Origin of the sequence: Nocardia sp. NPDC056100 (assembly GCF_042266325.1) — a bacterium.
Lineage (GTDB): Bacteria > Actinomycetota > Actinomycetes > Mycobacteriales > Mycobacteriaceae > Nocardia.
In genome coordinates, this window is the sequence record NZ_JBHJVY010000003.1 from 41,881 (window position 1) to 54,460 (window position 12,580).

General features: G+C 66.2%; 12 protein-coding genes and 1 riboswitch. Of the genes, 7 read left to right on the forward strand and 5 right to left on the reverse strand.

The genetic code is table 11. The features are described from left to right. Positions 1-25: 25 nt before the first annotated feature. The 4 genes from ACFC0O_RS22415 to ACFC0O_RS22430 all read left to right on the forward strand — a co-directional run bounded on the left by ACFC0O_RS22415 (position 26) and on the right by ACFC0O_RS22430 (position 5,595). Positions 26-1,423, forward strand: coding sequence for a lipase family protein (locus tag ACFC0O_RS22415; protein ID WP_375960869.1), 1,398 nt, complete (start codon positions 26-28; stop codon positions 1,421-1,423). A 77-nt stretch (positions 1,424-1,500) separates the two neighbouring features. Next, a riboswitch (TPP riboswitch) is annotated at positions 1,501-1,627 on the forward strand. Then, complete coding sequence (gene thiC, locus ACFC0O_RS22420; RefSeq protein ID WP_375960871.1) at positions 1,619-3,286, forward strand: phosphomethylpyrimidine synthase ThiC; 1,668 nt, start codon at positions 1,619-1,621, stop codon at positions 3,284-3,286. Its footprint overlaps the riboswitch before it by 9 nt. 182 nt (positions 3,287-3,468) lie before the next feature. Then, the gene (locus ACFC0O_RS22425) at positions 3,469-5,193 is read left to right on the forward strand and encodes a hypothetical protein (RefSeq protein ID WP_375960873.1); all 1,725 of its coding nucleotides are present in this window, start codon (positions 3,469-3,471) and stop codon (positions 5,191-5,193) included. 12 nt (positions 5,194-5,205) lie between these two features. Further along, on the forward strand, positions 5,206-5,595 hold the full coding sequence (locus ACFC0O_RS22430) for a hypothetical protein (protein ID WP_375960875.1): 390 nt from the start codon (positions 5,206-5,208) through the stop codon (positions 5,593-5,595). Here ACFC0O_RS22430 and dmpI read toward each other — a convergent pair whose 3' ends face one another. From dmpI to ACFC0O_RS22450, 4 genes are read right to left on the reverse strand one after another with little or no spacing between them, the layout of a single operon-like run. Continuing rightward, positions 5,596-5,862, reverse strand: coding sequence for a 4-oxalocrotonate tautomerase DmpI (dmpI, locus tag ACFC0O_RS22435; protein ID WP_364649677.1), 267 nt, complete (start codon positions 5,860-5,862; stop codon positions 5,596-5,598). 33 nt (positions 5,863-5,895) lie between these two features. Beyond that, positions 5,896-6,798 (reverse strand): LysR substrate-binding domain-containing protein, encoded by a 903-nt coding sequence (locus tag ACFC0O_RS22440; protein ID WP_375960877.1) that lies wholly within the window; start codon positions 6,796-6,798, stop codon positions 5,896-5,898. A 34-nt stretch (positions 6,799-6,832) separates the two neighbouring features. Next, positions 6,833-7,840, reverse strand: coding sequence for a peptidylprolyl isomerase (locus tag ACFC0O_RS22445; RefSeq protein ID WP_375960879.1), 1,008 nt, complete (start codon positions 7,838-7,840; stop codon positions 6,833-6,835). 32 nt (positions 7,841-7,872) lie between these two features. Further along, the gene (locus tag ACFC0O_RS22450; RefSeq protein ID WP_375960881.1) at positions 7,873-8,523 is read right to left on the reverse strand and encodes a TetR/AcrR family transcriptional regulator; all 651 of its coding nucleotides are present in this window, start codon (positions 8,521-8,523) and stop codon (positions 7,873-7,875) included. An 87-nt stretch (positions 8,524-8,610) separates the two neighbouring features. Here ACFC0O_RS22450 and ACFC0O_RS22455 point away from each other — a divergent pair, with 87 nt between their 5' ends. Both ACFC0O_RS22455 and ACFC0O_RS22460 read left to right on the forward strand, forming a co-directional pair. Continuing rightward, the gene (locus ACFC0O_RS22455) at positions 8,611-9,747 is read left to right on the forward strand and encodes an epoxide hydrolase family protein (protein ID WP_375960883.1); all 1,137 of its coding nucleotides are present in this window, start codon (positions 8,611-8,613) and stop codon (positions 9,745-9,747) included. 119 nt (positions 9,748-9,866) lie between these two features. Continuing rightward, a complete protein-coding gene (locus ACFC0O_RS22460) occupies positions 9,867-10,490 on the forward strand; it encodes an NAD(P)-dependent oxidoreductase (RefSeq protein WP_375960885.1) in 624 nt (207 codons plus the stop codon). 3 nt (positions 10,491-10,493) lie between these two features. On the opposite strand, the gene ACFC0O_RS22465 is transcribed toward ACFC0O_RS22460, so the two are convergent. Further along, positions 10,494-11,642, reverse strand: a complete 1,149-nt coding sequence (locus ACFC0O_RS22465) for a GTP-binding protein (protein WP_375960887.1) — start codon at positions 11,640-11,642, stop codon at positions 10,494-10,496. Positions 11,643-11,719: 77 nt separating this feature from the next. Here ACFC0O_RS22465 and thiD point away from each other — a divergent pair, with 77 nt between their 5' ends. Next, positions 11,720-12,571 carry a bifunctional hydroxymethylpyrimidine kinase/phosphomethylpyrimidine kinase gene (gene thiD, locus ACFC0O_RS22470; protein ID WP_375960889.1) on the forward strand — a complete coding sequence of 284 codons (852 nt, stop codon included), beginning with the start codon at positions 11,720-11,722 and terminating at the stop codon, positions 12,569-12,571. The last annotated feature ends 9 nt before the right edge of the window (positions 12,572-12,580 follow it).

Below are 12,580 nucleotides of genomic sequence, written 5' to 3' on the forward strand. Positions count from 1 at the left end.
GTCACGTCGATGAAAGGGAATGGACGTGGCAATCAATGGGGATCGCCGAACGAGGGGGTGGCGGCGCTGGACCGCCGCCGCGCTCGCGACGGCAATGACGGCGTCGGTCGCGGTACTGCTGGGGAGCGCGGCGGCCGGAACCGCTGCGGCACAACCGCAACCGGTGAATATCGATCCGTTCTACAGTGCGCCGGACGGATTCGAGGCGGCCGATCCGGGCAGTATTCTGCGCTCGCGCCCGGTGCAGTTGGCGGTGCTCACCGTACTGCCGGTGCACATTCGGGCCTGGCAGCTGCTGTATCGCACCACCGATCTGTTCGGGCAGCCGACCGTCGCGGCGACCACGGTGGCAATTCCGGAGGGGGCCAACACTTCTCACGGCCGCCCGCTGGTTTCGCATCAGTTCTTCTACGACAGCACCTCGCCGAATTGCGCGCCGTCGTACATCCTGCAACAGGGTGGCGGGCTGCCCGCGCTGGAAGGCATTCACTCCACGGCCGAGTACCTCGAGCTGGCGGCATCTATCAGCCAGGGCTACGCCATCAATATCCCCGACTACGAAGGGCTTCACGGCCATCTCGCGGTCGCCAAGGAACCGGGATACATGATCCTGGACAGCGTGCGCGCGGCCGAGGCGTTCGAGCCCCTCGGACTGGACGGCGCGAATACCCCTGTCGCACTGTGGGGTTACTCCGGCGGCGGAATGGGCAGCGGCTGGGCCGCGGAAATGCAGCCGACCTACGCGCCCGAGTTGAATATCAAGGGCATCGCCATGGGCGCACCCGTGTCCGACGTGGAATCGCTTCTGCACGTGAATGGTTCGATGTTCGCGAGTCTGATCGGCGTCGGCATCGCGTCACTGCGCAACGCCTATCCGAAGTTCGCCGAGGCCACCGAGCGCTATCTGACGCCGGAAGGTAAAGCGGTCATGGATCGCACCGCCGACCAGTGCCTGGTGCGCAATGTGCTGAATCTGATGTTCACCGACTATCAGCGGCTGCTGACCATCCCGATCGCCGATTTCCTGGCGTTGCCGGAGGTCAAGGAGGTCTTCGATTCGACCGTGCTGGGCGACAATCCGCCCACCGCGCCGACCATGGTCTATCAGGGCGTCTACGACGAGGCCGTGCCCTGGTACACCAATGACCGCCTGGTGCGGCGCTGGTGCGACGGCGGCACCTCGGTCTACTACAAGCGCGATCACCTCAGCGAGCACCTCACCCTCACCACGCTCGGCATGGCCGATGCCTTCAACTGGATCAAGTCCCGGTTCGTCCCGGGCGCACCCGATCCGGTGGGCTGCCGCACCGAGAACGTGGTCACCATGCTCGCGAACCTGGACGCTCTCGCCACCCAGACCGAGATCAGCCTGAACGCTACGTTCGGGGCGCTCGGTTGGCCGATCGGACCACAGGAACGCTGATCGAGCGGTCCAGGACTGTGTGAATCCACGCCTCACGCGATTCGGCTACCCGGTAAGGTCGGCGGCGGTAATCAACCATTTTTGCCAACGGGGGCTCGCACCAGCGGGCTGAGAGGACGGCTAGCCCTATCGGGCGGAGCAGGGCCGTCGACCGTATGAACCTGACCGGGTAATGCCGGCGTAGGGAGGATTCACATGTCATCGAGTTCTGTCGTGTCCAAGGGCGGATCCGCCCCGGTCGACACCGTGACAACCGGCCCCATCCAGGGCAGCGTCAAGCACTACGAGCAGGTGGAGGCCGACGGCACGACGCTGCGGATTCCGGTGCGGCGCATCAACCTCACCAATGGCGAGAAGTTCGACGTGTACGACACCTCGGGGCCGTACACCGACGACAACGCCGTCATCGATCTGGAGGCGGGGCTACCCAAGCTGCGCGACTCCTGGACCAAACCCGATGTGCCCGGACCGCGCACGCAGCTGGCGTGGGCGCGGCAGGGGATCATCACCCCGGAAATGCGCTTCATCGCCGCGCGCGAGGGCGTCGATGTGGAGCTGGTGCTGGCGGAGGTCGCCGCCGGGCGCGCGGTGATTCCGGCCAACCACAATCACCCCGAGGCCGAGCCGATGATCATCGGCAAGAAGTTCGCGGTGAAGATCAATGCGAATATCGGCAATTCGGCGGTGAGCTCCTCCATCGCCGATGAGGTGGAGAAGATGGTGTGGGCGACCCGGTGGGGCGCGGACACCATCATGGATCTGTCCACCGGTAAGAACATTCACGAGACCCGCGAATGGATTCTGCGGAATTCGCCGGTTCCGGTCGGCACCGTACCGCTGTATCAGGCGCTGGAGAAGGTGAACGGCGATCCCACCAAGCTCACCTGGGAGCTGTACCGCGACACCATTATCGAGCAGGCCGAGCAGGGCGTGGATTACATGACCGTGCACGCGGGCGTACTGCTGCGCTATGTGCCGCTCACCGCCAAGCGCGTCACCGGCATCGTGTCGCGCGGCGGCTCGATCATGGCGGCGTGGTGCCTGGCGCATCACCGGGAATCGTTCCTGTACACCAACTTCCGCGAACTCTGCGAAATCCTGGCGAAGTACGACATCACCTTCTCACTCGGTGACGGCCTGCGCCCGGGCTCCATCGCGGACGCCAATGACGAGGCGCAGTTCGCCGAATTGCGCACCCTCGGCGAACTCACCACCATCGCGAAATCCTATGGCGTGCAGGTGATGATCGAGGGCCCCGGCCACGTGCCGATGCACAAGATCGTGGAGAACGTGCGGCTGGAGGAGGAGCTGTGCGAGGAGGCTCCGTTCTACACCCTCGGCCCGCTGGCCACCGATATCGCGCCCGCGTACGACCACATCACCTCGGCGATCGGCGCCGCCATCATCGCGCAGGCGGGGACCGCGATGCTGTGCTACGTCACGCCGAAGGAACATCTCGGTCTGCCCAATCGTGATGACGTGAAGGTCGGCGTCATCACCTACAAGATCGCCGCGCACGCCGCCGATCTGTCCAAGCAGCATCCGCGCGCACAGGAACGCGATGACGCGCTGTCCAAGGCGCGCTTCGAATTCCGCTGGCACGATCAGTTCGCGCTGTCGCTGGATCCGGACACCGCGCGCGAATATCACGATGAGACCCTGCCCGCGGAGCCCGCCAAGACCGCGCACTTCTGTTCCATGTGCGGTCCGAAGTTCTGCTCCATGCGCATTTCCGCGGATGTGCGCGAATACGCGGAGAAGCAGGGGCTGACCGATGTCGCCGCCATCGAGGCGGGGATGGCGGAGAAGTCGGCGGAATTCGCGACGACCGGCAATCAGGTGTATCTGCCCGTCGTTTCCTGATTCGGCCTGGATTCGAATCGGTGCGGGCGGTTGCCGCCCGCACCGGTTTTCCGGAAACAGCGCAGCTCGCGAATGACCTTGCTACCGTCGATATGCAAACGCACCACGGTAGGGGGACTGGTTGTGGGCGAAGGCTTTTCGCATTTCCCGGTAAACGGACATAACGCCGCGGCAGGTCGATTATGACCCGCCGGGCCACCACTGCCACCGACGAGGCGACGCGTTATCTCGCCTCGGCGGTACACCTGAATGACCGGCTCGCCGACGATCTCATCGACGAGCACATCAGCGAACCGCTGCGCGCGATACCGCCGACCACCGGGCTGCGCTCGGAATTGGTCCTGCGGGAGGCGCTCACCGCGCGGGTGCGGCGGGTCGTCACCAATGCCGTTCTGCTGCTGCTACTCATCGTGCTCGCGGTCCTCGCGCCGCCGGTGGCCGCGTTATGGCTGGCCTCGGCGCTGGCCTGGAAACTCGCGGCGGCCGCGGTGACCCTGCTGGCCTGGAAGATGCTCGGCGACGATCGGGGCCGGGTGCCGCGCTGGGTGCACTGGTGGCTGACGTACCTGCTGTGGGGCCTCGCCTTCCTGGTGGTGGGGATCGCCGTGCTCGGGCCCACCCTGCTGGCGAGCGGCGGCTCCGATACCGGGCTGTCCTCGGACAGCGTCGGCGTCGCCACCGATGACGCCGTCTTCGCGGCGGTAATCCTGGTGCAGCTCATACTGTTCGGCACGCTGTTGACCCAGGCGCTACTGCGCCGCCTGGTACTGGACAACCATTTCCGATTCGGCGTCTTCGATCCGGATGCGACACCGCGTCCGGCGGTGCAGCGCGCCTGCGGGGCGTTCACCGATCGGCTGCGGCGCTACGGTGAGGCCGATGCCCGCGCCACATCGTTCGGCCCGGCCGAACTGGTGGTGTATCGCGGCTACGATCCGTTCGTGGGCAGCGGGATTCACCTGCCCAAATGGTCCTGGTCCATCACCCTGGAGCTGTATCCGGCGGACCGGTCCGCCGCCAACGGCACCGTGCCCGAGGTGCCCACGTTCGCGCCCATCGCACTACAGGATTACGTCACCGCCGATCTCATGGCGCTGCGGCAGACGCCCACGCTGACGCCGGGCTGGCGTTTCGAGGATCTGCACATCGCGCACTGGGCGGTGCTGTCCTCGGATTTCCTACTGCACTATCCGGCCGCCGAACCGCTGCGGCGGCAACTGCTCGAACATACGAATCCGCAACTGAGCCTTACTGATTGGGCGACATTGGCGGACAGTTCACCGGAATGGCTGCGCTACTACCGCTGCTTCCGGGTGGAGGGCTGGGAACGGCAATTGGGCGTCTCCGGATTCCTGCACGTCGGTTATCAACAGCGCACCCTGTATCTGGAATGGCAGACCTACGCGCTGCCGCCGATCGATCCGGCGCATCGCGCGGTGGACACCATTCGCCCGCTGCTGCTGCCCGAACTGTGGCAGGCGCTGTGCGAATTCGCGCTGCTGCCGCTCAGTGTGCCGGGGCGAATCGCCATGCTGTGGCGCTGGTTTCGGGATATGACCGGAATGGGGCGCGGGAATTGGCGCACCCCGGGTGAGGCGGCGTTCGCGTTCGGCACCGATCGCAATGTGCGCGAGGCCGGGGCCGGTACCGAGTACACGCATTTCTTCGAAGCCACCGATGTGGAGCGGTATCACCGCATCATGCAGAGCCGCATCTTCGACGCGGTGCAGCGCTTTCTCGGCGAAAAGGGTATCGCCACAGGAGGATTCGAATCCGCGGTGGTGCAGATCAATAATTCGACCCATGTCAGCGGCGGCACGTTCGTGGGCAGCGCGGTCGGCGGACAGCAGCACACCGTGGGGGTCGGCAGCGCCGTCGTCGGCACTCCCGCGCCCGCACACACCTAGAAGGAGCAGGCCATGCCGGACAATCTCGCGGGCGGAACGAATGTCTCGGGCGGAACCTTCATCGGTTCCCCGGTCGGCGGGGCCGGCCACACCAGCGCCATTCAGGGGCCGGTGACGGTCAATATCGGAACCGATTCCGAACAGCTGGTCACGCTGCTGGCGCAATTGCGGTCCGAACTCGACCGTTTGCGCGCCCGGCTGCCCGCCACCGGGGGCCCGGACGCACATCCCGATGAGGTGGCCGAACTCATCGAGGAGCTCGACCGGCCCGAGCCGAATGTGGCTCGGGCCGCGAGCAAATGGGAACGCCTGATGCGGCGCATCCCGGCTTCGCTGCGCAGCGTCGACGGCATTTCGCGCATCGTGACGCTGTTCGGTCAGGTACAGGAGCTGACCAGCTGACTACTTGTCGGCGGTGAGGGTGCCCCCGATGGCCCAGCTGTCGGTGGGCACCTCCTGAATCCACACCTGGACGGCCTCGGCCGGAATCTGCAGCGCGTCCACGAAGGCGTCGGTGACGCGGCGCACCAGATCGCGCTTGAGTTCGACGGTGCGGGGACCCTGCTGAATGGTGACGATGGGCATGACTGTTCTCCTCGATACGCGATGGTGAATTCGATTGGCCGCCTCCGGTTTTCCGGATCTTCCGGCGGCCTGAGAACAGTTCACCGCAGTGCGGGCGCCCGGCCAAGGGCCAGTGCGTTAGCGCTGCGATAAGCGATCCTTATCGTGAATCAGCTCGACGAGCAGGTTCAACTGCGGCGAGACCGCGTCCGCCCGCACCGCGAGTCCGATGGGCAGGCTCATCCCCGGCTCAGCGAAGGGCCGGAACGCCACGCGCGAGTTGTGCACAAGTCGCGCGTTGGACGCGTAAATCACTGTCCACATGGGGATTCCGGTGCCGACCGCCGCGAGCGTGTCCTGCAAATTCCCCGCGGCCGGTGCGGGCGTCGGCTCGAAACCCGCACGCTGACAAGCGGATAGCACCAGATCAACGAGCGCCGGATGGTTCCGCCGCTCGGTCATCCGCAATGGCAAGGCGGCCAGATCGGCGATCCGCACCGCCTCCTGTTCGGCCAGCGCATGCCTGGCGGGCAAGGCCACCACCAGCGGATCCTCCCAGGCGGGCAGGAAATCCAGCTCCGGACTCTCCCCCGGTGCGGGCGACCGCACGAACGCCACATCCAATCGCCCGTCCGCGACCTGCCGCATGCGCTCCTGCACCGGCACCGCGACCAACTCCACCCGCACCTGCGGCGCGCGCTCGGCGAATCCGTCCAGCACCGCGTCGAGCCGCTCCCCCAGCCCGCTCACCGTCCCGATCCGGAAAACCGTCGCCCGCTCCCCCGCCAACTCCGCCACCGAGGCCCGCGCCTGATCCGCCGCCGCCAGCACCGCCCGCGCCCCCGGCAGAAACCTGATCCCCGCCTCGGTCAGACTCACCTTGCGCGGAGACCGTTCCAGCAGTTGAACTTTCAGCTCCCGCTCCAACCGCTGCACCTGCTGACTGACGGCGGGCTGCGCGATATGCAACCGCTCCGCCGCCCGCCCGAAATGCAATTCCTCCGCCACGGTCACGAAGTACCGCAGTTGCCGCAGCTCCACCTCGAACCTCCCGAACTTCTGACGGTTACGAAACCTATTTGGCGGCAATCGAATTGATCTGGACGGCCAAGCTCGGCGTGCCATCCGAACCGCCGCCCGCGACTCCGGCGGCGGCGACCCTGTCCAGGATCGCCATGCCGGGCGCGTCCACCGTTCCGAAGACGGTGTATGCGGGTGGGAGTTCGGAATCGGCGTAGACCAGGAAGAATTGGCTGCCATTGGTGAATGGTCCGGCATTGGCCATGGCGAGGGTGCCGCGAGGGTAGATGATCGGAGTCACCAGGGTCGGGTCGGTCAGGCCGCTGTAGCTGTCGACCGGGTATTCGTCGTCGAATTGGTAACCGGGGCCGCCGGTTCCGGTGCCGGTGGGGTCGCCGCACTGGAGAACCTTCAGACCCTCCGAGGTGGTCAGCCGATGGCAGTTCGTGCCGTCGAAGTAGTGCTGTGCCGCCAAGCTGGTGAAACTGTTTACCGTGCAAGGTGATTCGGCGCTGTTGAGCAGGAGACCGATCGGGCCCTGCCCCGTTGCCATCTCGTATCCGATGCCGGTCTTGTTCGCCGGGACGCCATCGGTTTTCGGCGAGTCCGTAGCTTTCTGTCCCGGGAACGGGCTGGGGAGATAGCTACAACTCACCGTGGCAGGTCGCTGCGGAGGCGCGGGCAGGGTCGTTCCCGTCGGCAGCGTCAGCACGGGCGTGCTGGTCACCGGCAACGCCGCGGTCTCATCATCGCCGCGGCTGACGTAGATCACGGCCGCGGCCGCGATGACCACTACGACGACCAGCAAAATCGGCAGCGCGACCAACAGCCACAACGGAACCCTGACACCACCACCGGGTCGGGGCTCCTGCACCGGATAACCGGGGGCGGGTCCATATACGGGTGGTCCGTATCCGGGCGGAACCTGTGGATAGGAGCCCGGCGGATACGCACCCGCCTGCTGCGTGCCCGGCGGATAGGACCCCGGTGGCGGCGGCGGATAGCCGTCCTTGGCCAGATGCACCGGTTCCTGCGGCGGGATTCCGGCCGGGTCCTGATTCACGCTTTCCCCTCACACTTCGAGTCGCCGCGACCTTACCGGCTGTTCGGACGCCAGCGGTGGGCGAATTCGCCGGGGGCGGGTGGGGGGCCGGGGAGGGGTCCGGGGGTCGCGAGGCCGTCTATGAGGAGGGCGAGGATGCGGCGGCGGAGTTGGGCGGTGCGGGTGGGGTCGGGGAGGGTGATGGCGGCGCAGGATTCCAGGATGAGGCCCAGGTCGGCGGTGGTGATATCGGGGCGGAGGCGGCCGGATTCGCGGGCGCGGCGCAGGATTTCGTCATTGAGTTCGCCCGAGCGCATGACCGCGGGCAGGATCGAATCGTCGGGGGTGAAGGTGCCCGCGAGATGTGTTGTCAGCGAATGCACGTCGGCGTCGACCACGCGCTCGAGGAAACCGACGAGTCCCTGCCAGCCGTCCGAATCCTCCAGGGCCGCTTCGGCTTCCACGTTGTAGCGATTCAGCCCGGCATAGCAGAGGGTACGGAGCAGATCCTCCTTGCCGGGGTAGCGGCGGTAGAGGGCGCTGATACCGACCCCCGCGCGTTCGGCGACGGCCGCGATGGGGGCCTTGGGATCGGCGAGGAAGACATCGCGGGCGGCGGCGAGGATGAGTTCGTCATTGCGGGCGGCCTGCGCCTTGCGGCCCGGCAAGGGGCGCTGAGCTGGGGCTTCGACTGACTTCGGCATGATTTCAGAATAGCACTTGAACGGAATGATCCCTTCCGCTATGGTTGGTAACAGAACGAAACATTCCGTTCCACCAAGGAGAGAATGATGAACGCCATCCGCCCCTTCCGCATCGACGTCCCGCAGGCCCAGCTCGACGATCTGGCCGACCGGCTGCACAAGGCGCTGTGGCCCAACGAGCTGCCCGGCGTCGCCGACGCGTACGGCGTGCCCAACGGCCGCGTCCGCGATCTCGCGGAGTACTGGGCCGGAACCTTCGACTGGCGGGCGCTGGAGGCGAAGCTGAACGCGTACCCGCAGTTCACCACCGAGATCGAGGGCGAGGACATTCACTTCCTGCACATTCGCTCCGAGCGCGAAGATGCCACCCCGGTCATCCTGACGCACGGCTGGCCGGGCTCGATCCTGGAATACCTGGATGTCATCGCCCCGCTCACCGCACCGGAATCGGCCGAGGATCCGGCCTTCCACCTGGTCATCCCGTCGCTGCCCGGTTTCGGTTTCTCCGGCCCGACCCGCAGCACCGGCTGGAGCCGGTACCGCACCGCCCGCGCCTGGGTCGAGCTGATGGATCGCCTCGGCTACCAGCGCTACGGCGCCATCGGCAATGACGGCGGTTCCATGGTCGCCCCCGAAATGGGCCGCATCGCCCCCGACCGGGTGCTGGGAGTGCATGTGACGCAGCTGTTCTCGTTCCCGTCCGGCGATCCGGCCGAGATGGCGGACCTGTCCGAGGAGGACATGGCCGGCCTGGCGCATCTGCAGTGGTTCTACGAGAACAAGATGTCGTTCAACAACCTGCACAGCCAGCAGCCGCAGACCATCGCCTTCGCGCTGGCGGATTCCCCGACCGGCCTGCTGGCCTGGAACGCACAGCTTTTCGGTGAGTCACTGGATTACGACTTCGTCATCGGGAACGTGGCCATCTACTGGCTGACCGGCACTTCCGGTTCGGCGCTGCGCTTCTACTACGAGGACGCGCACAGCGAGCAGCCGACCGAACCGACCACCGTCCCGACCGGTTTGGCCATGTTCAAGGGTGATTTCCAGTCCATCCGGCGGTTCGCCGAGCGCGATCACAAGAACATCGTGAGCTGGAACGCCTACGACGTGACGTCGGTGCATTCGACCAGCGCGAACGACGCGGCCGGACATTACGCCGCGCACGAGGCCCCCGAGGTGCTGATCGCCGATATCCGCCAGTTCTTCGCCCGGCTGAGCTGATCCGATATCCCGCGTGGAGCCTCTCGCATGTCGGCGAGAGGCTCGACGATGGTTCCGGCGCGCGCCCGTTGATGTACTGAATTCACCTTCAAGACAACGAATTACACGAGGTGAACACAATGCGAATCGCACTCTTCGGAGCCACCGGAACCATCGGCCGTCAGGTCGTCACCCAGGCCCTCGCGGCCGGTCACGAGGTCACCGCACTGACCCGCGACGCCGCGAATATGCCCGTCACCCACGAGCGTTTGCACGTGGTGGTCGGCGATGTGCTCGATCCGGCCGCGGTCGAACAGGTCGTACTCGGCCAGGAGGCGGTCATCGTCGCCCTGGGCGCGGGCCGCAAGGGCGTGGTGCGCGCCGAGGGCACCCGCGTCATCATCGAGGCCATGCAGCGCACGGGGGTGAAACGGCTCATCTGCCAGTCCACCCTGGGCGTCGGTGACAGCAAGGGCAATCTGAACTTCCTCTGGAAGTACGTCTTCTTCGGCATGCTGCTGCGGCAGGCGTTCGCCGATCACGTCCGGCAGGAACAGTATGTGCAGGCGAGCAATCTGGACTGGATCATCGTGCGGCCCAGCGCCTTCACCGACGGACCGGCCACCGGCGCCTACCGGCGCGGGTTCGGACCTTCGGAACCCGGTCTGTCCCTGAAGATCTCGCGCGCCGATATCGCGGCGTTCCTGCTCGAACAGTTGACCGACGACACCTACGTGCGCCGCACGCCCGGCATCTCCAATTGAGAATCAGGCGTGCTCATGCGCCTCGCCCCAGTGCGGGAAGGGATCCGGGAACGACAGCCACGCCTGTCGCCCGGATTCCATCTCCGCATCGGTGAGCAGGGCCGAATACAGCAGGTCCCGCACATGCGGGCGATCGAGCTTGATGCCGATGAAGACGATCTCCTGTCCCGGCTGCATATCCAGGGACGTCCAGTACGCGCCCGCCTCGAAGGTCAGATTCGGGCCCGCTTGCGACCAGATGGCGGCCAGATCCGGGCGGCTCGCCAGCCAGAAGAAACCCTTGCTGCGCAACAGTCTCTGCAATTGCGCCAGCGCCGCCTCGAGGCGTTCGGGATGGAAGGGGCGATCGGCGGTGAAGGTGATGCTGCTGATCCCGTATTCCTCGGTCTCGGGGGTGTGCCCGCCCGCGAGTTCCTCATCCCAGCCGTCGAATTGGGCGGCCAGATCCGGATTGTAGAGTCCGGTGCCGAGCACCTCGGCGAGATCGACCACTCCGTGCGCCGAATACACAAGGCGCGCAGTGGGATTGAGTCGCTTGAGCGTGGCCTCCACCGTCCCCACGGCTGTCGCGCTCACCAGATCGGTTTTGTTGAGCACCAGCACATTCGCGAACTCCACCTGATCCACCAGTAGATCGGCGATGGTGCGCGCGTCCCCCTCGCCCGCCTGCATATCGCGGTCGGCGAGCGCCTGACCCTTCACCACCTCGGCGAGGAACGTGGAGGCGTCGACCACGGTCACCATGGTGTCCAGCCGGGCCACGTCACCCAGCTTGAAACCGTCCTCGAATTCCCATTCGAAGGTGGCCGCCACCGGCATCGGCTCGGAAATGCCCGTGGATTCGATGACGAGCTGATCGAATCGCCCCTCCCGCGCCAGCTTGCCCACCGATTCGATGAGGTCCTCGCGCAGCGTGCAGCAGATGCACCCGTTGGTGAGTTCGACCAGTTTCTCCTCGGTCCGATCGAGATGCCCCTGCCCCGCGACCAGCGCCGCGTCGATATTCACCTCGCTCATGTCATTGACGATCACCGCCACCCGGCGACCGTCCCGATTGGCGAGGATGTGGTTGAGCAGGGTCGTCTTGCCCGCGCCGAGGAACCCGGACAGCACGGTCACGGGCAGCTGGGCGGGGCGCTGAGCTGAAGTCATACGTAAATGATAATCGTTTTCAATAATGCCGGAAGGGTCGGGTCCCGCACGCGGCGCGGAGATCGTAGGGTCGTCTCGTGAAGTTGCTGCCGCTCGCCCCTAACGGGCAGACCCCAGTCCGCGCGCTCACCATCGCGGGCACCGACTCCGGCGGCGGTGCCGGAATTCAGGCCGACTCGCGCACCATGGCCATGTGCGGGGTGCACGCGTGCGTGGCCGTGGCCGCGGTGACCGTGCAGAACACGGTGGGGGTCAGCGGTTTTCACGAGATTCCGCCGGAGATCGTGGCGGGGCAGGTGCGAACCGTGGTGAGCGATATCGGGATCGGGGCCGCCAAGACCGGCATGCTGGCCTCCACCGGGATCATCGAGGCCGTCGCCGCGGTGTGCGCGGAGGTCGGGATCGGGCGGGACGGGCATATTCCGCTGGTGGTGGATCCGGTGGCGGCGTCCATGCACGGTGATCCGCTGCTGCACGCCTCGGCACTGGATGCGCTGCGGGACACGCTGATTCCGCTGGCCACCGTGATCACGCCGAATCTGGACGAGGTACGGCTGCTCACCGGAATCGAGGTGGTGGACGATCTCACCGCGCACAAGGCCGCCGAGGCGCTGCACGCGCTCGGGCCGAAATGGGCCATCGTCAAGGGCGGGCATCTGCGCACCTCCGCGGTCAGCACCGATCTGCTGTTCGACGGGGAGACCTTCCACGAGCTGACCGCGCCGCGCATCGCCACCGGCAATGACCACGGCGGCGGGGACACCCTGGCGGCGGCCATGACCAGCGCTTTCGCACACGGATATTCGGTGCCGGACGCGTTCGCCTTCGCCAAGGAGTGGACGCGGCGGTGTTTGGAGGCGTCGTACAACTTGGGCGCGGGGCACGGGCCCGTGTCGCCGCTGTGGCGACTGCATGAAGGTCCTCGGTAGCTCCCAGGA